Consider the following 21,295-nt stretch of genomic DNA (forward strand, 5'->3'; position numbering starts at 1 on the left):
GAACCACGACGAAGTACGACTACGAACGACGACGCAGAACGACAAGGACTGATGATGAGTAAAGATCTCGCGATCGAGACCACAGGGCTGGTGAAAGTCTTCGGCTCGAACCGCGCCGTGGACGGAGTCGATCTCGCCGTGCCGACGGGCACGGTCTACGGAGTGCTGGGTCCGAACGGCGCGGGCAAGACCACCGTCGTACGGATGCTCGCGACGCTGCTCCGCCCGGACGGCGGCGAGGCCCGAATCTTCGGCAAGGACGTGGTGAAGGACGCCGAGTCCGTCCGCAGCCGGGTCGCGCTCACCGGGCAGTACGCGTCGGTGGACGAGGACCTGACCGGTTCGGAGAATCTGGTCCTGCTCGGCAGGCTGCTCGGGCACACCAAGCCCGACGCCCGCGACCGTGCGGGGCAGTTGCTGGACGCGTTCGGTCTCACGGAGGCGGCGGGCCGGCAGGTGAAGAACTACTCGGGCGGTATGCGGCGCCGTATCGACATCGCCGCCTCCATCCTCAACACCCCGGACCTGCTCTTCCTCGACGAGCCCACGACCGGCCTCGACCCGCGCAGCCGTAACCAGGTGTGGGACATCGTGCGGGCCGTGGTCTCGCAGGGGACGACGGTGCTGCTGACGACCCAGTATCTGGACGAGGCGGACCAACTGGCGTCCCGTATCGCCGTGATCGACCACGGCAAGGTCATCGCCGAGGGCACGAAGGGCGACCTGAAGGCGTCCGTCGGCTCCGGTGCCGTGCATCTGCGGCTGCGCGACGCGGCCCAACGGCCGCACGCCGAGCGGGTGCTGGCCGCCGCGCTGAGCGCGGAGATCGTGCTGGACGCGGACCCGCTCGCGCTGACCGCCACCATCGGGGGGGGCGGCACCGACCAGGGCGCGGCCGAGCAGGCCGGGCGGGCGCTCGCCGAGCTGGCGCGCGAGGGGATCGTCGTGGACAACTTCTCCCTCGGCCAGCCCAGCCTGGACGAGGTCTTCCTCGCCCTCACCGACAAGAAGAAGCAGCAGCAGTCGCCGCCGTCCGGACAGTCGTCCGAGACCACCACCGATGTGAAGGAAGGGGCGGCGGCATGACCACCGTAGCCACGAAGACCCAGGACCTCGACGACCTCGAACTCGCCACGCCCACGGCCGACGACCTCGCCGCGCTGCTGGTGAACAAGGAACGGCCACCGAGGCCCAGCGCGCTCTCCGCGTCGCTGACGTTCGGCTGGCGGGCGATGCTGAAGATCAAGCATGTGCCCGAGCAGCTTTTCGACGTGACCGTCTTCCCGGTCATGATGGTGCTGATGTACGCGTATCTCTTCGGCGGTGCGCTGGCGGGGTCGGTCTCCGAGTACATCCAGTTCCTGCTGCCCGGTGTCATGGTGATGAGCGTCGTGATGATCACGATGTACACGGGCGTCGCGGTCAACACCGATATCGCCAAGGGCGTCTTCGACCGTTTCCGTACGCTCCCGATCTGGCGCCCGGCCCCGATGGTCGGCTATCTCCTCGGTGACGTGATCCGCTATGTGATCGCCACGATCGTGATCCTCGGCGTGGGTCTGGCCATCGGATACCGCCCCGACGGCGGTGTGCTGGGCATCGGGGCGGGAGTGCTGCTGCTGCTCATCTTCTCCTTCGCGTTCTCGTGGATCTGGACGATGTTCGGGCTGATGCTGCGCACCGAGAAGTCGGTGATGGGCGTCAGCATGATGGTGATCATGCCGCTGACCTTCCTGAGCAACGTCTTCGTCGACCCGAAGACGATGCCGGGCTGGCTCCAGGCCTTCGTCAACAACAGCCCCGTCTCCGAACTGTCCAGCGCGGTACGCGAGTTGATGGCCGGCAACTGGCCGGCCCACGACATCGCGGTGACGCTCGGCTGGTCGGTCGGCCTGATGGTCGTCTTCGGTACGTGGACGATGCGGCTCTACAACCGCAAGTGAGCGGGTGCGTCCCACCGCCGCCGCTCGGGTGTTGACTCTGCCCAAAGGGCAAGCCCCAGCATCGGCCGTGCCGGGCGACGCGCCCGGTACGAGGAGAGGGACGGCGGTGACGGCATGGCGGGCAAGGGCGAATTCACCATCGGCGCGTTCGCCCGCGCGTCCCGGCTGTCGCCGAAGGCGCTGCGCCTCTACGCCGAGCTGGGGCTGCTGACACCGGCTCGTGTGGACGAGTCGACCGGCTACCGGTATTACGCCGAGGCGCAGTTGGAGCGGGCCCGGCTGGTGGCGTGGCTACGGCGCGTCGGGATGCCGCTGGCCCGGATCGGTGAGGTCTGCGCTCTGTACGAGACGGATCCGCCGGCCGCCGGCCTGGACATCGGGGCGTACTGGGCGCGGGTGGAGACGGAGACCGCCGCGCGCCGGGACCTGGTGACCTTCCTCGTCGGCCATTTGTCGGGAAATCCGGCAGGGAAGGACGTCGAAGCGATGTCTGACATGAGGATGCTCTACGCGGCGGGGTCGGACCGAGGGCTGGTCCGGCCGGTCAACCAGGACACGGCGTACGCCGGTTCACGGCTGCTGGCGGTGGCGGACGGGTTCGGGGACGACGGGGCACGGGCGAGCGGGGCGGCGGTCGACGCGCTGGTGGCCCTGGAGGAGTCGGTCCGGGGTGCTGATGTGCTCAACGGGCTGGCGGACGCGGTGGATCGGGTGAACCGGGCGGGGGCGGCGGCAGCCGGGACCGGCGGGGACTCCGGGGGGTCCGGTGGCTCCGGGACCACGCTCACGGCGATGCTGTGGACCGGCTCCCGGCTGGCGCTCGTGCACGTCGGCGACACCCGCGCGTATCTGCTGCGCGGCGGTGAGGTCTCCCGGATCACGCACGACCACACCCTCGTACAGTCGATGATCGACGCGGGCAGCCTCACCGCCGAGGAGGCGGTGTCGCACCCCCGACGGGCGCTGCTGCTGCGCGCCCTGGACGGCAGCGAGGACCACGCCCGGCCCGATCTGCGGCTGCACGACGTGGAGCCGGGCGACCGCTATCTGCTCTGCTCCGACGGCCTGTTCACGGTCGTACGCCCCGAGGACATCCGGCACGTCCTCAGTACGGCGGCGGAGCCGGCGGACGCCGTACGCGAGCTGATCGCGCTGGCCCTCGCGGCGGGCGGACCGGACAACGTGGCCTGCGCGGTGGCCGACGCCGTCACGGTGTGACGGCTCCGGGCCCGGTCAGGTCGGCTCGGTGGCGAGTTCCGTGGGCAGCGCTTCGCGCAGCGCGGCGATGAACGCCTCGACGGCCGGGTGGGCCGCCGAGCCGCCGCGGAACGCGACCTCGCTCCGCCGTCGCAGGGGGAGCGGGGTCAGCACCACCCCGGGGGGTGGGTCCTGCGCGCTGAGGTCGGGGACCACGGCGACGCCCGCGCCCGCCGCGACCAGGCCGAGCGCGGTGTCGTAGTCGTCCACGCGGTGCCAGGAGTCGACATGGAAGCCGCTCGCCTCGCAGAGCCGCGTCACGCTCGTATGGCACAGGGTGCCGGGCGTGGGCAGGATCCAGGGGGCGTGGCGCCACCTCCGTACGGGATCGTCGTCCGGAGCGGGAGCGGGAGCGGGAGCCGGGTCCGGAGTCTGGTCCGGAGCCATGGCCGGGTCCGTGGGGGTGGCCAGGCGCATGCGTTCCGTGAACACCGGGCGGCTCTGGATTCCGGGCTCGACAGGCCTCGGGCGGCCGTCGCCGGAGTCGTAGTAGTGGGTGAGGGCCAGGTCCAGTTGGCCGGCGCGCAGGGCGTCCGGCGCGTCGGCGGGGTCGACCTCCCAGACCCAGGGCTCCAGCCTCGGATACGCCCGGCGCAGGGAGACGACCAGGCCGGAGGCCAGGGCGCGGGCGGCGGACGGGTAGATGCCCAGGCGGAGCGGAGCGGCCACTTCCCTGCCTTCGGCCAGCTCCGTCCGTGCCGTCTCCAGGCGCTCCAGGATGACCTCGGCGTGGCGCACCAGATTCGCGCCCGCCGGGGTCAGCGCCACGCGTCGGCCACTGCGTTCCAGGAGGGGCACGCCCGCGTTGCGTTCCAGGAGCGACAGCTGCTGGGAGACGGCGGACGGGCTGTACGACAGGGCCTCGGCCACCGCGGCGATGGTGCCCCGGTGGGCCAGCTCCCGCAGGAGGCGCAACTGGTGCAGATTGAGCATCGGCTCAGCTTACGAGCGGCGTCGGTTTTTCCCGCTGGACCGGAGCGGTCGGGCGGGAAGAGGATCCGGACCATGACGAGCGACAGAGCGGCGGCCGGAGCGGCGGCCAGGATTCCGAAGACCGGCGGCGTTCCCGCGAGCGGGGTGTACGTCCCGCTGATCACGCCCTTCGACGGCGCCGGCGAGGTCGCCATCGACGCGCTGGAGGCGCTGGCCCACGAACTGCTTGACGCGGGAGTCACCGGTCTCGTCGCGCTCGGGACCACCGCCGAGGTGGCGAGCCTGAGCGCGGCGGAGAAGGACGCCGTCGTCACCGTGCTCGCCCGCGTCTGCCGGGAGCGCGGCGCGCCCCTCGTGGTCGGCGCCGGGAGCAACGACACCGCCGCCAGCCGTGACGCCCTCGCCGCCCTCGGGAAGGTGCCGGAGGTCGCGGCGGCGCTGACGCTCGTGCCGTACTTCACCCGGCCCTCCGAGGCGGGCGTCGTCGCCCACTTCACCGAACTGGCCGCCAACAGCCCTGTGCCGCTGGTGATTTACCACATTCCCTACCGCACCGGTCAGGAGCTGGGCGCGGACACGCTGCGGCGGCTCGGCGCGCTGCCGGGCGTCGTGGGCGTGAAGTACGCGACCGGTGGGATCGGCGCGGCCACGGTGGAGCTGTTCGCCGAACTGCCTCCGGGCTTCGCCGTGTTCGCCGGGGACGACGCCTTCTTCTCGCCGCTGCTGGCGATGGGCGCGCACGGCGGCATCCTGGCGTCCGCGCACCTGGCGACCGGCCGGTTCGTGGAGCTGGCCGACGCCTGGCGAGCCGGCGACGTCGCCCGCGCCCGGGATCTCGGGAACCGGCTTGGCGCTCTGTCGGCCGCCGCCTTCGCCGAGCCGAACCCCGTGGTGACCAAGGGGGTGCTGCACGCTCAGGGACGTATCCCCACGGCGTCCGTACGGCTGCCGCTGCTGCCCGCAGCACCGGCGTCGGTGGACCAGACGCTGCGGCTGCTGGCCGGGCCGGGGCTCACAGCCGCCAGTTGAGCCGGCCGGATCCACCGGATCCACCGGATCGGCCAGATCCGCCGGACTCGCCGTCGTCCGCGAGTTCCGGACGGTACGCGCAGGTCGAGCCCGTGGTCACCGACTTCCGCAGATGCGCGGCCAGTTCGGGGTGGCGCGCGTCGAGCTTGCGCAGGGTGTCGCGGATCCGGGCCGTGACCGTCTTACGCGCCCGCTCGGCCTCGTCGCCCAGCCGCCGGGTGCGCCCGCCGAGACCGGCGGCGGTGCGCAGCTCGTCCAGGAGGGCCTGCCGCTCCCTGTCGTACGCGGCGGCGCGCGCTTCGTCGCCCCGCTCGCCCGCCCGGTCTATCTCCAGGTCCAGTTGGTCGAGCCGTCGTCGGTACTCCGCCTTGGCCCGTTCGTCCAACACCGGGTCGCCGCCCATGGCGTGTGCGGCGACGGCCGTCTCGCCGCCGTCGGGGGCGAGCAGCCGGACGGCGGGGAAGTCGGTGCCCGGGTGCGAGAGCAGCGTGTGCAGATCGCGCAGCCCCTTGGCGTCGGGCACATGGACGGCCCGCCCGTCGAAGGCCAGTGCCCACACGGCCCCGTCCCGTCTGAACTCCGGTCCGGGCGGGGCCGGTTGAGACTCCTCGGCGGCCGGGGCGCCCTCGGGGCCCAGGGAACCCACGGCCGATTCGGCACCGGCGTCCGGCAAAGCCCCCGTACCGCGCTCGTCGGCGGCTCCCGGCGCCGGCTTCTCCAGATGCCGCAGCCCCATCGCCTTCGCCGCCCGCGACGTCTCCACGCGCAGGGCCGCCTCCGCGGCGGCGTCCCCTTCCCTGTCGCGCGCTCGCAGCGCGTCCGCCAACTCCAGGCCCGCGCGCAGCGACCACGGTCTCGCCTGGAGGCGGTCGGCGGAGTCGCGCGCCGACGTGAACGCCGCCACCGCCGCGTCCCAACGCCCCTCCGCCGCGTCCAGCATGCCGAGCCAGAGATCGACAGGTCCGCTGACGTCGCAGCCGTACAGCGCGACGAGCCACCGGCCGCTGTGCGCGCCGAGCGCGTCCCGGGCCTCGGCGATCAGCGCGGGATCACCGGTGGCGGCGGCAGTGTGTGCCAGGAAGCGGAACCACAGCGGCGCGAAGATCCGCGGGACCGGCTCCGGCCGGTCCGCCACCTCCCGCAGCAGCCGCAGCGCCCGCGCCGTCTCGCCGCGCTCGATCGCGGCGATCCCGTCGAGCAGCACCGGGAGCGGGTAGTCCACGCCGTCGAGGGTGGGCGTGATGGCGTCGGCCTGCTCGAAGTGACCCTGGATCATGTGCAGGGACCAGCGCAGATGGGCGGCGAGATAGTCGTACGGTGTCTGTTCGCGCGCCACTTCGATGGTGTCGGCGTACCACTTCTCGGCCTGCTGGAAGTCGCCGGTGAGCCCGGCGACGATGCCCAGGTCGACGGTCTTGCCCAGCTCGTACCTGCGCTTGCCCGCCCGCTCGGCCACTGCCGTGTACGTACGCAACTGGCTCAGGTAGAGCGGATCGCCCAGCTCCAGCAGCGTCACCCAGCGCATCGCCGACGCGTGCACCTCCATGTCCAGATTCTGGGTGCGGCGGGCGACGGCCGACATCTCGGCGGTGAGAGCGAGCCGTTCGTCGGACGTCCCGAGGCCCCAGATGGTGTCGTGCCGTGCCCAGAGTGAGAAGGCGAGCGCCTCGTCGTCCTCCTCCTGTCGGGCGAGGTCGGTGACGCGGACGGCGAGGTCCTGCGCCATGCGCTCCCTGGCCCTGCCGCCGGTCCCGTCCCTCTCGGTCCCGTCCTCGCCGTCGTCGCCGATCAGTGCCCGGTACGCCTCGTGCAGCAGGTCCCCCGCCTGCGGGCCGTGGCCGGGGATGTCCTGCTGCTGGTGGAGCGTGAGCGCGACGCGGGCCAGCAGCGCGGGATCGCCCAGCTCGCGCGCGGGTGTCACCGCGCGGTCGAAATACCGCCCGGCCTCCTCCTCCATGCCCTGGTGCCGCAGCTCGCCGGCGAGGTCGAGCGCGATGACGACGGCGCGGCGCGGATCGCCCTCGCCGGCGGTCTCGGCCACCTCCAGCGCGCGCCGGTAGTGGCCGACGGCCTCCTCGGCCGCGAGCCTGCTCGACGCGTCCCGCGCGGCCGCGAGCAGCAGATCGATGCGGTGGCCGCGGTCCACGGTGTCACCGGCGAGATGGGCGTGCCGGGCCAGCTCGGCGGGGAAGATCTTCTCGCCCAGCGCCGGGGCGGTGTCCAGGGCCCGTACGACCGCGCCGTGCAGCCGGTCCGCGTCCGTTTCCTCCAGCGAGTCGTAGAGGGTTTCGCGGACGAGATCGTGGGCGAAGGCGAACCGGCCGCCGCCGCGCGTCGCCACGAGTCTGGCCGAAACCGCACGGTCCAGCAGCCGGTCCACGTGCGGCACGGGCGCCGCCGTCGCGGCGGCGAGGACCTGCCGGTGGAACTCCCTGCCCAGCACGCTGGCGATGATCAGCAGGTCGCCGACCGGCTTCGGCAGCATCGACAGCCGCCGTCGCACGGCCTCGCGCACGCCGGGTGCGATCGTGCTGACCGGGCTGCCGCCGTGCCAGAGGCGGGCGGTCTGCTCGACGAAGAACGGATTGCCGCCCGTACGACGGTGCACCTCGTCCACCAGGGCGGGCTCCGGCTCCAGCCCGGTGGTCAGCGCGAGGAGCGCGCCCACGTCGTCCCTGTCCAGCCCGGTCAGCGTGACGGCCGTGGTGGCGCGGGCGACGAGCGGGAGGATGAGCTGCTGGAGCGGGTGGCCGGGCGCCTCCACCTCCACGTCGCGGTACGTCCCGATGAGCAGCAGCCGCTCGAACCAGGCGTGCTGGGCGGCGAATTCGAGGAGTTTGAGCGAGGCGGTGTCCGCCCAGTGCAGGTCGTCCAGGACGACGACGACCGGCCGTCGCTGGGAGATGGTGACGAGGGCGGTTGTCACCGCGTCGTACACGGAGAAGGCGTCCTTGGCGTCCTTGGCCTCGTCGTCCCCCGCGGCCTCGCCGAGCAGCACCCCGAGCCGTCCGCCCGCCGCCTTCTCGGCCTTCGCCCACTCCTCCTCGTCGAGGCCGCGCCGCATCCCGCGCACGACCTGCACCCACGGCCAGTACCCCGGGGCGCTGCCCTCCCAGCAGGAGCCGCCGAGCACCAGCGCCCCGCGCTGCCGGGCCTCCTGGGCGGCGGCGGTGACGAGCGTGGTCTTGCCGATGCCCGCCTCGCCCGCGATCAGCACGAGACCCCCGTGGCTGTCCGTCGCCCGGCCGATCTCCGCGCGGAGGACGCCTGCGGGGTGGTCACGCCCGATCAGTGCAGGGGTCATGACCAAAACCATAGAAGGCACCACTGACAATCGGCATACCAAATCTTTGCCGACGGTCTGACCAGGTCACTCTTCGAGGCGGGCGGCGGACGCGGGTGGGCCCGCGGTCGCAGAAGCGGCCACGGGCCCACTCGGATCAGGCGGTTCAGGCGGTGGTTCAGGCCGGGAACAGCACGCTCAGCTTCTGGGCGAGCACCGGGTCGCCGTCTATGCGGAGCTTGCCGCTCGCGAACTCCTTCGCCCCGTCGGTGGTTCCCGACTGGATGGCCTTGAGGGTCTCCGCGTCCAGCACGAGGGTGCTGTTGGCGTCCGGGTTCGTCCCCTCCTGCAGGGCGCAGGTTCCGTCCTTCACGGTCAGCGCGAACTGCTTGCCCTCGTCGGTGACGTCGAAGCCGAAGACGAGGTCCAGGCCGGCGGCTGCCGCCGGGTCGAACCTCGCGGCCAGAGCCTTCAGGGTGGTGTCGGAGGTGCTCAAGGGTTTCTCCATCTTTCAGTGTGCGTGGTCGGGTCCATTGAACCCCCGGGGCGGACCACCTGAAGCGGCTTCGCGATGAATTTATACAGAATCCGTCAAGACTGGCCATTTATCGCGGTCGATGCGCCAACTCCTTTTATCCCGGCCTTATTTGGTGGCCTGCCGGAGGGATTCGCGCCGCAAGCGCGGCCCGGCCGCGCCGTACCGCGCCAGCATCCCGCCGGTCGCCGCCGGGCCGGCCGTGAAGACGTACGCCTCGCTGTCGTCCAGCCGGTGCCCCGTCGCCGCGTCGACCACGACCGGCTCGACCTCCTCGCCCGTCGCCGCGTCGACCAGGACCATGGTCCGGTCCTCGGCCGCCAGCCGCGAGTTGCCCCACGCGGCGAGGGCGACGAGCACCGGGCGCAGCGAGCGGCCGAGGTCCGTGAGGACGTACTCGTGGCGCGTCGGCCCCTGTTGGTACGGGCGCCGCTCCAACAGTCCGTCGGCGACGAGGGTCTTCAGGCGCGTGGTGAGCATGCTGGAGGAGATGCCGAGGCTCTCCTGGAACTGGTCGAAGCGCGTGTAGCCGTCGAACGCGTCATGAAGGATCAGCAGCGTCCACCACTCGCCCACCTGCCGCACGGTCGTGGACAGCGGACACGTCCGGTCCTCCAGTCGCATCCGGTTCACTCGCGCCGCCATGTGTCCCGCCCCATCCGCTCGTCCAGTTACTGCTAAAGTCGAAGTTACTCACTTCTATTTTAGCATCGAGGAGGGTCGGGACAGGTATGGACGAGTCACTGGAGGGCAGGCGTGCGCTGGTCACCGGCGGTACGAAGGGGGCAGGCGCCGCCATCGCCGCGCGGCTCGCGCGGGCCGGTGCCACGGTGCTGGTGACCGCGCGCAGCCGTCCTGAAGAGGTCGAGCCGCAGACGTTCGTCGGCGCCGACCTCACCACGCCCGAGGGCGCCCGTACGGTCGTCGCCCAAGTGCTCGACCGGGTCGGCGGGATCGACATCCTGGTCAGCAACCTCGGCGGCTCCAACGGGTCGCCCGGCGGCTTCGCGGCGATGGACGACGCCGCGTGGGACGCCGAACTCAACACCAACCTGCTGGCAGCCGTACGGCTGGACCGCGGCCTGCTGCCGGGCATGATCGAGGCCGGCAAGGGCGCGATCGTGCACGTCACCTCGATCCAGCACCGGATGCCGCTGTACGACGCGACGCTGGGCTACGCGGCGGCCAAGGCGGCGCTCGCGACGTACAGCAAGGGCCTCGCCAACGAGGTCGCCCCGCACGGCGTCCGCGTCAACACCGTCTCGCCGGGCTTCATCAGGACCACGGCGGCGCAGGCGCTCGTCGAGCGCATCGCGGCGGGCGCGGGCATCGAGACCGACGCTGCGCTCCAGCGGCTCATGGACTCACTCGGCGGGATCCCGCTGGGCCGGCCTGCGGAGCCCGAGGAGGTCGCCGAGCTGGTCGCCTTCCTCGTCTCGGACCGCGCGTCGTCCATCGTCGGCGCCGAGCACGTCATCGACGGCGGGACGCTGCCGACGGCGAGCTGAACCATCCCACCTGCCTCACCACCAACCGCAAGGAGCGAACACCATGGCCGCCACTCCCGTCCCCGCCCTCCCCGTCCTCCCCGACGTCATCACCCGCTATCTGGCCGCGCACGACGCCCGTGACGCCGGTGCCGCCCTCGTGACCATGCACGAGGACGCCACCGTCACGGACGACGGAGCGACCTACGCGGGCGCCTCCGAGATCGGGCGGTGGCTCGGTACGGCGGCGAGCGAGTACACGTACACGACCCAACTCCTCGCCGCCGAGCGCGAGGACGACGCGCACTACGTCGTCACCAACCGCCTGGAGGGGAACTTCCCCGGCGGGCGCGTCGACCTCCGTTTCCGGTTCACGCTGCGCGACGGCCTGATCGAGGACCTGACCATCGCGCCGTGACCCCGGCGCGGTGCGCGGCTCACTCGCCGCGGACGACGACCACCGGCACGGTGGCGTGCTGGGTGACATGCAGGCTGACGGAGCCGAGCAGCGCCGCCTTGAACCCGCTGTAGCCGCGGTCGCCGACCACCAGCAGTACGGCGCCTTCGGCGCGGTCGAGCAGCGCCTGGGCGGCATGCCCGCCGACGACCTGCCGGTCGACGGCCGCCGCGACTTCCTTACCGAGGGCGGACTCCAGCGTCTCGTCGAGGATCTGACCCGCCAACTGCTCCGGGTCGAACTCCGGCGGAATGCCGGGAGCCATCGTCGCCCACGCGCTCGCCGGGTACTCCCAGCCGATCGCGGCCTCCACCGTGTCTCCGGTGAGCCCCGCCTGCCGTACGGCCCAGTGGAGCGCCTTCACCGAGGAAGCCGATCCGTCGACTCCCACCACGATCCTGCCCATGACATACCTCCGTCGTGCTCGGTCGTTCTGTTCAGCCGCGGTGCGTCACAGGGATCCGCTCGTGCTCGCTCGAACATCGATTGTTGAAGCTTCTACCAGCCCCTGTCGGCGGCGATAACCGCTGGCGGCACGCGACTATTCCGGCGTACGGTCCACGCGCCCCGGCCCCCTTCTTCAGGAGACATGTGTGTCCGACCTGATCACCGACCGTCTTGTCCTGCGCCCCTGGCCCGCCGCCGAGGTCTCCGCCGTTGTCGGTGACAGTCGGCTGCCGCACTGGGCCGAGGACTTCCCCGCCGAGGGCGACCGCGTCATCGCGGGCTTCATCGCCGAACAGCCGGACGCCCTGGGCCCGTACGGCCAGCGCCAGATCGTCGAGCGCGCGACCGGCCTGGTCGTCGGGGCCGTCGGCCTCTTCCCGCCGACGGAGGGCACGATCGAGTTCGGCTACGGGGTCGTCCCCTCCCGCCGGGGCAGGGGTTACGCCTCCGAGGCCGCCCGCGCGATAGCCGCGTTCGCCCTGACCGCGCCGGGCATCCACACGGTGCGCGCGCACGTGGAGCTGTCGAATCCGGCCTCGGCCCGCGTACTGGAGAAGGCCGGGCTCAGCCGGGTGGGCGACGACGGTGAGACGGCACGGTTTCTCAGCCGTGCGCCCGTTGAACATGTAGACGTACAACAGAGGGACAGAGGGGAAGAGACATGGCGGACGACAACGGGCAGACACCCATGACCGACGAGGAGATCGAGGCGGCCAGCCTCGGCGCGGCCCAACAGGTCAACGGGCAGGTCACGTTGGGCGAGTACGACCCGCGCTGGCCGGGGGTGTACGAGCGGGAGGCCTCGCTGATCGACGCGCAGTTCGACACGGACTTCTGCGCGCAGATCGGCACGGCGGGGGCGGCGGGCGGCGGCGCGTCCAAGCGGCCCCGCCTCGAACACGTCGGCTCCACCTCGGTGCCCGGCCTTCCCGCGAAGCCCGTCATCGACATGCTGCTGATCGTCTCCGACCCCGGGGACGAGGCGAGTTACGTCCCCGCCCTGGAATCCGTCGGCTACACGGTCGCCATCCGGGAACCCGGCTGGTACGAGCACCGCGTGCTCAGGAAGCCGGACCTCGACCCCTCGGCCGCCTCGGCCAACTTGCACGTACTGCCCGCCGGTTGCCCCGAGGCCGACCGCATGCTGCTCTTCCGGGACCGGCTGCGTACGCATCCCGGCGACCGTGAGCTGTACGCGGAGACGAAGCGGGGGCTGGCGCGGCAGGAGTGGAAGTACCTGCAGAACTACGCCGACGCCAAGACCGAGGTGGTCGAGCGGATCCTGGAGCGGGCGCGCCCGGCCCGCTAGGCCCTGTCCGGGCGATCTTGCCGGGCCCGCTAGTCACCGGCAGGACATCGACGTTCCCACCGGCCGCCACCGCTCCGGCAATGGGGGCGGACCCTCTCAGCCTGTGCGACCTTGTGCGCCGTGCCTCACCACCGCACCGGGATCTTTCGTTCGCCGCGGGCCAGGAGGCCGGAGATCCGGTCACCCCGCGCGCCGTCCAGGACGAGTCCGGGGCAGCGCCGGAGTAGCGTGCGGAAGACGATGCGCCCCTCCATCCGGGCGAGCGGTGCGCCCAGGCAGAAGTGCACCCCGTGGCCGAACGCGATGTGCCCCCGGTCTCCCGCCTCGGTGCGGCGGATGTCGAACCGGGTCGGCTCGGTGAAGCGGGCCGGGTCCCGGTCGGCGTCGGCGAGGGCGATGAGGACCACGCCGCCGGCCGGGACGACGCTGCCGCCGATCTCCACCGTCTCCCTCGCGACGCGCGGGGGCGCGGTCTCCACCGGGGCGTCGTAGCGCAGCATCTCCTCGACCGCGCCGTCGATCAGGCCGTCCAGGTCGGAGCGGAGCAGAGCGAGCTGGGCGGGGTGGGCGAAGAGAGCCTGGATGCCCTTGCAGATGAAGTTCACCGTGGACTCGTGGCCGGCGAGGAGCAGCAGGAGGGCCATGGAGAGGAGTTCGTCCTCGCTCATGCGGTCGCCGCCCTCGTCGACCGTGTGGATCAGTGCGCTGAGCAGGTCGTCGCCCGGAGCCGCACGCTTGGCGGCGATGAGCGTGTTCAGATACGGCACCGCCTCCGCCTGGGCGGCCCGTGCGGCCGCCGCGCCGGTGGGTGCGGCGATCTCGTCCGACCACCCCCGGAAGGCTTCCCGGTCGAGATCCGGTATGCCGAGCAGTTCGCAGATGACTGTCATGCGCAGCGGGTAGGCGAGGGCGTCGACCAGATCGGCTCGGCGGTCCTCGGCGGCCAGCATGACATCGAGCAGCCCGTCGGTGACTTCCTGGATACGCGGGGCGAGTGCGGCCACCCGACGGGGGGTGAACTCGCGGGTGGCCAGGCGGCGCAGTCTGGTGTGGTCCGGCGGGTCGCGCAGCAGCATATGGGCGGTGCCGGGACCGTCGGTGGCGGGCGGCGGCGCCGCCAGGCCCGTGGCCAGATGGCCGTTGCGGCGCCAGTCGCGGCTGAGTCGCGGATCGGTGAGTGCTGCGCGGCAGGCCTCGTGTCCGACGACGAGCCAGAACCGCTCGCCCCCACCGCCGCGTATGTGATGAACCGGGCCCTGGGCACGCAGCTTGGCGTAGGCGGGGTACGGGTCGGCGTCGAAGTCCGGGTCGATGGCGAGCAGATCGACCGCGGGCAGGTCCGGCACATCGTCTCCCTGGGGTTGACCCGGGACGTCACACTAGCATCGGTGATTAACAGTCAACTCGTACAACTCCGTTTATTTGCAGGCGCGTTGGGATACCTCTCGAAAAAGAGGACGCTCGAACCGTCGACGTTCTCCAGATGTGAGAGGAGTGCACCATGGCCAAGCGCATTCTGTACAAGGTCGCGGGCAAGCTCGGCTTCACGACCAAGGGGGCCGCCGGGGCCTACCCGTGGATCCCGTAACCAGTCCAGCTTCATGAGGCCGGCTCCATGACGGCCCGGCCCCGCGTGTCGGGGCTGGGCCGTCCTCATCCCCGGGGGCGTTACGTTGACCGAACAGACCGTGCCGCGATCCCCGGTCCGGACGGGTGCCACCCAGGCCGGGCTGATGGAGCACTACGAGAACGATCGCCTCGGCCATCTGCTGTCGTCGGTCGAACGGCACGGTCCGGTGGTCGAACTCACCGAAGGCACCGTGCTCGTCAATGACCCGGCCGCCGTCCACGAGGTACTGAGCCGCACCAATACCGACTTCCTGGTTACGAGCAACATCCGGCGGGACGAGGTCAGCGGTGTGCGTGGCGATCCGGGAACCGAGGCATGGATGCGGGGGCGCCGCGCCACGCAGAAGGGCATGTCACCCCAGGCACTGGACGCTCACCGGGCCTGGCTGACGGAGGAGATCGACCAGCTCTGCGCCGACTGGCGGACCCGCTCCTCGGTCACCGACCCCGTCCGCGAACTCGAACAGTTGTCAGCCCGTTCATTCGCCCGGTTCTGCTTCGGCACCCGGGACATGGGGGCGGCTCCGCAGCGGACCGGCGACCTGCTGAACTCACTCACGCCGCTCATCAGCAGCCCGTTCCACTTCCCTCCGGCGGTGCGCCGCTTCCTGCCCCGCTATCGCCGGTCGGTCACCGCCCAGAAAACGCTCGAACAGGAGCTGCGGCGGGCGATGGACGCTCCGGGCGAAGGCGGTCTCGTCGAATCGCTCGCCGCGGCCGGACTCGACTCCGAGGCCACGGTGCGCATGTTGGTGTCCAACGGGCTCGCGTCCTACCGGGTCCCCGCCGCGGCCGTCACCTGGGCCCTGGTCGCGCTGGCCCGCCATCCCGGCATCGCGGACGAGTGCGCCTCCGCGGCCACCGAAAGCGGCGGGGACGGAACGCCGGAGATCCTGCGCGGGACGATCGCGGAGTCGCTGCGCCTGTGGCCGCCCAACTGGCTGATCCTGCGCACCGCGAACGGCGAACAGACGTGCGGCGACTGGATCATTCCTGCCGGAGCGGCGGTCATGATCTCGCCGTACGTCGTGCATCGCACCGCACCGGTGTTCCAGGACCCGCTGGAGTTCCGCCCGCACCGCTGGGCTTCCCTGAAACCGTCGGCCGGGGAGTATCTGCCGTACGGAATCGGCAGCCGCTGGTGCGTGGGCAAGGCACTGGCCGACCTGGAACTGTCGACGATCGTGTCGGCCCTGGCGTCACGGTTCCGCTTCACCGTGCAGCGCATGGATGAACTCCCGAACGTGCGCACCACGCTGCTTCCGGGAGATCTCACCCTCGGCGTACAACCACGCTGAGGCGCGGGCCGCTCGCAGCGAAGCGAGTACTGCCCGTCGGTGCCGACGGGCAACCGAAACGGCGAGGCCGGGCCGTGTCTTCACAAAACGGTTCGACGGCTTCACACGCTCCTGGCACCGTGACGCGGCATGACGAACTTCGAGCGTGTGACCGCCGCCGACATGCAGCTCATGCAGGGTCTGGCGCAGCGTGTCACCGCCACCCGCCCCGACCTGGTGAACAGCGACGCGGCGTTCGGCGAGCTGGCCTGGAACTGGGGCAAGGGGCACGCCGGCGACGGCGCGAGCTGGACGCGTCGGCTGTGGTTCGCCGGCGGGGAGCTGGTGGCGTGGGGCTGGGCCCAACTTCCGCACCGGGTGCGGCGGAGCGACGGGTCGGTGAAGGACGTCACCGGCGCCTATCTTGCATATCAGGTCCATCCCGCCCACGCGGGGCTGGTCGACGAGGTGATCGACTGGTACGACGGTACGGCGCCGGGCATCGAGCGCACGGTGATGGCGAGCGCCGCCGACGAGTTCGCCCTCAAGCGATGGGCGGCGCACGGCTATGAGCCCGACCCGGCCTCGCTCGGCGACACCGGTTCCTGGACCCAGCTCAACGAGCGGGACCTCACCGACCTGGAACAGCCGGTACTGCCGGACGGATTCCGTTTCCGCACCGCCGACGAGGCCGGGCCGGAGGCCGCGGTCCAGGCCCATCTGGACGCGTGGGCGCCCACGTCGTACACGGCCGAGAGCTACGAGGGCGTCCGGCGGACGGCGGCGTACCGCGGCGACCTGCACGTCCTGGTGGAGGCGCCGGACGGGACGATGGCCTCCTCGACGATCATGTGGCTCGACGAGGCGAACAGGACCGCCGAGTTCGAGCCGGTCGGGACGCATCCGGACTACCGGCGCCTGGGGCTGGCGAGGGCGATGCTGCTGCACGGGATGCGTCTGGCCCGGGCGGCCGGGGCCACGCACATGACGGTCGCATGCCTGGGCGCGCCGGGGCACCCGCAGGCGCGCGGGCTGTACTACGGCGTCGGTTTCCGGCAGTTGTCGCGGGACGTGCCGCTCATCAGGACCACGCCGTAGGGCGGATCCGGAGAACAGCGGCGTCCGCGCGGTCGTTGAACGAATGTTCTGAACCGACGTTCTGAACGGATGTTCAAACCTGAGGTACGGTGTCGCCATGGGACACCGCGAAAAGCTGATGGCCGGGGCCAGGCGCTGCCTGGAGGAGCGTGGCTACGCGCATACGACCTCGCGCGACATCGCCGCCGCCGCCAACGCGCCGCTCGGCACGATCAACTACCACTACGGCTCCAAGGAGGCGCTGCTCAACGCCGCCATGCTGGAGTCGATCCACGAATGGGGCGCCAAGGTCCAGGAGTCCTCGCCGGAGGCGACGGTCGGGGCCCGGCTGGAAGCCATGTGGGCCCGCGTCATCGAGTCCCAGGTCACCGACCGGCCCCTGCTCGTCGCCGCGACCGAGGCGCACGTGCAGGCCGAGCGATTCCCCGAGGTCCGGCAGCAGATCGCCGAGGCCTTCGAACGTGCCCGCCCCCAACTCGCCGCCGATCTGCACGACATCGGCGGCGAGGAGGGATCGCCCGACGCCGCGACCGCCCGCGCCGTCGGATCGGTGCACATGGCGCTGGTCGCCGGCCTGACACAGCAGTGGCTCATCGACCCCGAACACGCGCCGTCGGCAGGCGAGATCGCCGCCGGTCTGCGGGCCATCGCCCGCAGCCTCGACGCCGACGCCGACGCCTGAACGGATCAGGTAGGAATGCGGCGGCCGTTCACGCATCTGCATGTCCACACTCAGTACTCGCTGCTGGACGGTGCGGCGCGGTTGGGGGACATGTTCAAGGCGTGCAATGAGATGGGGATGTCTCATATCGCGATGACGGACCATGGGAATCTTCATGGTGCGTACGACTTCTTCCATCAGGCGAAGAAGGCGGATGTGACGCCGATCATCGGTATCGAGGCGTATGTGGCGCCGGAGTCGCGGCGGAACAAGCGGAAGGTGCAGTGGGGGCAGCCGCATCAGAAGCGTGACGATGTTTCCGGTTCGGGTGGTTACACCCACAAGACGATCTGGGCGGCCGACAAGACGGGGTTGCACAATCTGTTCCGGTTGTCGTCGGACGCGTATGCGGAGGGGTGGCTGACGAAGTGGCCGCGGATGGACCGGGAGACGATCGCGAAGTGGTCGGAGGGTCTGATCGCGTCGACGGGGTGTCCGTCGGGTGAGTTGCAGACGCGGCTCAGGCTCGGGCAGTTCGACGAGGCGGTGCAGGCGGCTTCGGACTACCAGGACATTTTTGGCAAGGACCGGTATTTCCTGGAGTTGATGGATCACGGTATCGAGATCGAGCGCCGGGTGCGGGACGGTTTGCTGGAGGTGGGGAAGAAGCTGGGGATTCCGCCGCTGGTGACGAACGACTCGCATTACACGTACGCGAACGAGGCGACGGCGCATGATGCGTTGCTATGTATTCAGACGGGTAAGAATCTGTCGGATCCGGACCGGTTCCGGTTCGACGGGACGGGTTATTACCTGAAGTCGACGGATGAGATGTATGCGGTCGATTCGTCGGACGCGTGGCAGGAGGGGTGTGCGAACACGCTTCTGGTGGCGCAGCAGATCGACACGGAGGGCTGGTTCCAGGAGCGGAACCTGATGCCGAAGTTCGACATCCCCGACGGCTTCACCGAGGTCACCTGGTTCCGCGAGGAAGTCGCCCGCGGACTCCGCGCCCGCTTTCCGGGCGGTGTGCGCGAGCAGTATCAGCGGCAGGCCGAGTACGAGATGGGCATCATCATCGAGATGGGGTTCCCGGGGTACTTCCTGGTCGTCGCGGACTTCATCATGTGGGCCAAGAACAACGGCATCGCGGTCGGCCCGGGGCGGGGCTCCGCGGCCGGGTCGCTGGTCTCGTACGCGATGGGCATCACCGACCTCGACCCGATCGAACACGGCCTGATCTTCGAGCGGTTCCTCAATCCCGAGCGTGTGTCGATGCCGGATGTCGACATCGACTTCGACGAGCGCAGGCGGGTGGAGGTGATCCGCTATGTGACCGAGAAGTACGGCGCCGACAAGGTCGCCATGATCGGGACGTACGGCAAGATCAAGGCGAAGAACGCCATCAAGGACTCGGCGCGTGTGCTGGGTTATCCGTACGCGATGGGTGACCGGCTCACGAAGGCGATGCCCGCCGATGTCGGCGGGAAAGGCATCGAGCTTTCCGGCATCACCGATCCGACGCATCCGCGCTACGACGAGGCGGGCGAGATCCGGGGGATGTACGAGAACGAGCCGGACGTCAAGAAGGTCATCGACACGGCAAAGGGTGTCGAGGGTCTGGTGCGGCAGATGGGTGTGCACGCGGCGGGCGTGATCATGTCCAGCGAGACGATCACCGACCATGTGCCGGTCTGGGTCAGGCACAGCGACGGTGTCACGATCACGCAGTGGGACTATCCGCAGTGCGAGTCGCTCGGCCTGCTGAAGATGGACTTCCTGGGTCTGCGAAATCTGACCATCATGGACGACGCCGTCAAAATGGTGGGCGCCAACAAAGGCATCGACCTGGAGCTTCTGGCACTGCCGCTCGACGACCGGAAAACCTTCGAACTCCTCGGCCGGGGTGACACGCTCGGTGTCTTCCAGTTCGACGGGAACGCGATGCGCTCGCTGCTGAGACTGATGAAGCCCGACCATTTCGAGGACATCACCGCCGTCACCGCGCTCTACCGGCCGGGCCCGATGGGCATGAACTCGCACACGAACTACGCGCTCCGCAAGAACGGGCAGCAGGAGATCACCCCGATCCACCCGGAGTTGGCGCAGCCGCTCAAGGACGTACTCGGGATCACCTACGGACTGGTCGTCTATCAGGAACAGGTCCAGAAAGCCGCACAGGTGCTGGCCGGTTACACCCTGGGCCAGGCCGACCTCTTGCGCCGGGCCATGGGCAAGAAGAAGAAAGAGGTCCTGGACAAGGAGTTCGCCCCGTTCCGCGACGGCTGCCGGGAACGCGGGTATTCGGACGAGGCGGTGCAGGCGGTGTGGGACGTACTGGTGCCGTTCGCCGGATACGCGTACAACAAGGCGCACGCGGCGGCCTACGCGCTGGTGTCGTACTGGACGGCGTACCTCAAGGCGAACCACCCCGCCGAATACATGGCCGCGCTTCTCACGTCCGTACGGGACGACAAGGACAAGTCGGCGGTCTATCTCAACGAGTGCCGCCGGATGGGCATCAAGGTGCTGCCGCCGAATGTGAACGAGTCGGTGGCGAACTTCGCCGCGCAGGGCGACGACGTGATTCTCTTCGGACTGACGGCGGTCCGGAACGTCGGCACGAACGTGGTCGATTCGATCATCCGCTCGCGCAAGACGAAGGGGAAGTACGCCACGTTTCCCGACTTCCTCGACAAGGTCGAGGCGGTCGTCTGCAACAAGCGGACCGTTGAATCCCTCATCAAGGCGGGCGCGTTCGACGAGATGGGGCATACGCGGAAAGGGCTGGCCGCCCATCACGAGCCGATGATCGACAACGTCGTGCAGATCAAGCGCAAGGAAGCGGAGGGGCAGTTCGACCTCTTCGGCGTCGATCCCGCCTCAGCGGCCGTCGGGCCTGGTCCTGGCCCTGGTCTCGGTCTCGACGTGGAATTCTCCGACGTGGAGTGGGACAAGTCGTATCTGCTCGCGCAGGAACGGGAAATGCTCGGTCTGTACGTCTCCGACCATCCGCTCCTCGGTATCGAGCATGTCCTCGCCGAAAGGTCGGACGCGGCGATCTCGCAGCTCACCGGTGGTGAGCACGTGGACGGCGCGGTAGTCACGATCGGCGGCATCATCTCCGGCCTGCAGCGGAAGATGACCAAGCAGGGCAACGCGTGGGCCATCGCGACGGTCGAGGATCTGGCCGGGTCCATCGACTGCATGTTCTTCCCGGCGACGTACCAACTGGTGGCCACCCAACTGGTCGAGGACACCGTCGTCTTCGTCAAGGGACGGCTCGACAAGCGCGAGGACGTCCCGCGCCTTGTCGCGATGGAGATGCGGGTCCCCGACCTGAGCGACGTCGGCGCGTACGCGCCCGTGCGGCTCGACATGCACGAGGCGCACGTCACGCCCGAGTCGGTCCGCCAGCTGAAGGAGATCCTGAAGGCGCACCCGGGCCCGACGGAGGTACGGCTGCGCGTACGGCGGCGGGCCACGACCACTGTCTACCGGCTGGGCTACGGGGTCGCCGTCACCCCCGAGTTCTGGGCCGACCTGAAGGCGGCGGTCGTGGTGACACGGAGATCTCCCTCTCCCGAACAGGTCGGTGGACCGGCGCCGGGAGATCGCGGGCCGGCTACATCAAGGAGCTCGATCAGGTTCGGCCCGAGGGCATGAAACTGTCCGACGCCGACCGCCTCGCCGACTTCTCCGCGCGGGAGAAGATCGGTCGCGCCGAACGCGTCACCGCGCTGGTGGCGGCGATCGGGCACCCGACTCCAGCGCGGACGCCTTGGTGCAACGGGACGGGCGGTTCGAGGTCGCCTTCAACTCGCCGGGCTGTGTTGAGTCGAGAAGGGCCGCGCTCTAGGGGGTGTCTTGTCGATCTTGCCGGGCTCGCGGTCCCTGGCACCGCGCCTCGCCGCGTTGTCGTCGGTCGGCATGGCTCCGCCATGCCTCCC

Annotated in this window: 17 protein-coding genes and 1 pseudogene; 12 read left to right on the forward strand and 6 right to left on the reverse strand. The window is 70.3% G+C overall.

What is annotated here, in order from left to right:
- Nucleotides 1-54: 54 nt before the first annotated feature.
- From ACFT9I_RS30930 to ACFT9I_RS30940, 3 genes are all read left to right on the forward strand, one after another.
- Nucleotides 55-1,086: an ATP-binding cassette domain-containing protein gene (locus ACFT9I_RS30930; RefSeq protein ID WP_382569691.1), complete on the forward strand. Its 1,032-nt coding sequence runs from the start codon at nucleotides 55-57 to the stop codon at nucleotides 1,084-1,086.
- Nucleotides 1,083-1,943 (forward strand): ABC transporter permease, encoded by an 861-nt coding sequence (locus ACFT9I_RS30935; RefSeq protein WP_382569693.1) that lies wholly within the window; start codon nucleotides 1,083-1,085, stop codon nucleotides 1,941-1,943. The genes ACFT9I_RS30930 and ACFT9I_RS30935 overlap by 4 nt, the downstream gene beginning before the upstream one ends.
- Before the next feature lie 114 nt (nucleotides 1,944-2,057).
- On the forward strand, nucleotides 2,058-3,161 hold the full coding sequence (locus ACFT9I_RS30940) for a MerR family transcriptional regulator (RefSeq protein ID WP_382569695.1): 1,104 nt from the start codon (nucleotides 2,058-2,060) through the stop codon (nucleotides 3,159-3,161).
- Nucleotides 3,162-3,176: 15 nt separating this feature from the next.
- Here the strand turns inward: ACFT9I_RS30940 and ACFT9I_RS30945 are convergent, their stop codons facing one another.
- Nucleotides 3,177-4,133: a LysR family transcriptional regulator gene (locus ACFT9I_RS30945; protein WP_382569697.1), complete on the reverse strand. Its 957-nt coding sequence runs from the start codon at nucleotides 4,131-4,133 to the stop codon at nucleotides 3,177-3,179.
- A 72-nt stretch (nucleotides 4,134-4,205) separates the two neighbouring features.
- On the opposite strand from ACFT9I_RS30945, the gene ACFT9I_RS30950 reads away from it, so the two are divergent.
- Nucleotides 4,206-5,162: a 4-hydroxy-tetrahydrodipicolinate synthase family protein gene (locus ACFT9I_RS30950; protein ID WP_382569699.1), complete on the forward strand. Its 957-nt coding sequence runs from the start codon at nucleotides 4,206-4,208 to the stop codon at nucleotides 5,160-5,162.
- Here ACFT9I_RS30950 and ACFT9I_RS30955 read toward each other — a convergent pair.
- The 3 genes from ACFT9I_RS30955 to ACFT9I_RS30965 form a co-directional block, all read right to left on the reverse strand.
- Nucleotides 5,146-8,466: an AAA family ATPase gene (locus ACFT9I_RS30955; RefSeq protein WP_382569701.1), complete on the reverse strand. Its 3,321-nt coding sequence runs from the start codon at nucleotides 8,464-8,466 to the stop codon at nucleotides 5,146-5,148. The two genes, ACFT9I_RS30950 and ACFT9I_RS30955, sit on opposite strands and share 17 nt — an antisense overlap.
- Before the next feature lie 157 nt (nucleotides 8,467-8,623).
- Nucleotides 8,624-8,941: an SCP2 sterol-binding domain-containing protein gene (locus tag ACFT9I_RS30960; protein ID WP_382569703.1), complete on the reverse strand. Its 318-nt coding sequence runs from the start codon at nucleotides 8,939-8,941 to the stop codon at nucleotides 8,624-8,626.
- Between the two features lie 147 nt (nucleotides 8,942-9,088).
- The gene (locus tag ACFT9I_RS30965) at nucleotides 9,089-9,625 is read right to left on the reverse strand and encodes a winged helix-turn-helix transcriptional regulator (RefSeq protein WP_382569704.1); all 537 of its coding nucleotides are present in this window, start codon (nucleotides 9,623-9,625) and stop codon (nucleotides 9,089-9,091) included.
- A gap of 86 nt (nucleotides 9,626-9,711) precedes the next feature.
- Here ACFT9I_RS30965 and ACFT9I_RS30970 point away from each other — a divergent pair, with 86 nt between their 5' ends.
- Nucleotides 9,712-10,488, forward strand: a complete 777-nt coding sequence (locus tag ACFT9I_RS30970; protein WP_382569706.1) for an SDR family oxidoreductase — start codon at nucleotides 9,712-9,714, stop codon at nucleotides 10,486-10,488.
- Between the two features lie 43 nt (nucleotides 10,489-10,531).
- The gene (locus ACFT9I_RS30975; protein ID WP_382569708.1) at nucleotides 10,532-10,885 is read left to right on the forward strand and encodes a nuclear transport factor 2 family protein; all 354 of its coding nucleotides are present in this window, start codon (nucleotides 10,532-10,534) and stop codon (nucleotides 10,883-10,885) included.
- Nucleotides 10,886-10,904: 19 nt separating this feature from the next.
- Here the strand turns inward: ACFT9I_RS30975 and ACFT9I_RS30980 are convergent, their stop codons facing one another.
- The gene (locus ACFT9I_RS30980; protein WP_382569710.1) at nucleotides 10,905-11,330 is read right to left on the reverse strand and encodes a universal stress protein; all 426 of its coding nucleotides are present in this window, start codon (nucleotides 11,328-11,330) and stop codon (nucleotides 10,905-10,907) included.
- A 187-nt stretch (nucleotides 11,331-11,517) separates the two neighbouring features.
- Here ACFT9I_RS30980 and ACFT9I_RS30985 point away from each other — a divergent pair, with 187 nt between their 5' ends.
- A complete protein-coding gene (locus tag ACFT9I_RS30985; protein ID WP_382569712.1) occupies nucleotides 11,518-12,063 on the forward strand; it encodes a GNAT family N-acetyltransferase in 546 nt (181 codons plus the stop codon).
- Entirely contained in the window at nucleotides 12,033-12,680 is a 648-nt protein-coding gene (locus ACFT9I_RS30990) for a GrpB family protein (protein WP_382569714.1), read from the forward strand. The genes ACFT9I_RS30985 and ACFT9I_RS30990 overlap by 31 nt, the downstream gene beginning before the upstream one ends.
- Before the next feature lie 125 nt (nucleotides 12,681-12,805).
- On the opposite strand, the gene ACFT9I_RS30995 is transcribed toward ACFT9I_RS30990, so the two are convergent.
- A complete protein-coding gene (locus tag ACFT9I_RS30995) occupies nucleotides 12,806-14,026 on the reverse strand; it encodes a cytochrome P450 (RefSeq protein ID WP_382569716.1) in 1,221 nt (406 codons plus the stop codon).
- A 327-nt stretch (nucleotides 14,027-14,353) separates the two neighbouring features.
- Here ACFT9I_RS30995 and ACFT9I_RS31000 point away from each other — a divergent pair, with 327 nt between their 5' ends.
- From ACFT9I_RS31000 to dnaE, 4 genes and pseudogenes are all read left to right on the forward strand, one after another.
- Nucleotides 14,354-15,607, forward strand: coding sequence for a cytochrome P450 (locus ACFT9I_RS31000; protein WP_382569718.1), 1,254 nt, complete (start codon nucleotides 14,354-14,356; stop codon nucleotides 15,605-15,607).
- A 129-nt stretch (nucleotides 15,608-15,736) separates the two neighbouring features.
- The gene (locus ACFT9I_RS31005) at nucleotides 15,737-16,684 is read left to right on the forward strand and encodes a GNAT family N-acetyltransferase (protein ID WP_382569720.1); all 948 of its coding nucleotides are present in this window, start codon (nucleotides 15,737-15,739) and stop codon (nucleotides 16,682-16,684) included.
- Between the two features lie 97 nt (nucleotides 16,685-16,781).
- Nucleotides 16,782-17,366: a TetR/AcrR family transcriptional regulator gene (locus ACFT9I_RS31010; RefSeq protein WP_382569721.1), complete on the forward strand. Its 585-nt coding sequence runs from the start codon at nucleotides 16,782-16,784 to the stop codon at nucleotides 17,364-17,366.
- Between the two features lie 15 nt (nucleotides 17,367-17,381).
- Nucleotides 17,382-20,894: pseudogene (gene dnaE, locus ACFT9I_RS31015) on the forward strand (DNA polymerase III subunit alpha); the annotation flags it as partial.
- Between the last annotated feature and the right edge of the window lie 401 nt (nucleotides 20,895-21,295).

The organism is Streptomyces sp. NPDC057137, assembly GCF_042670825.1.
Lineage (GTDB): Bacteria > Actinomycetota > Actinomycetes > Streptomycetales > Streptomycetaceae > Streptomyces.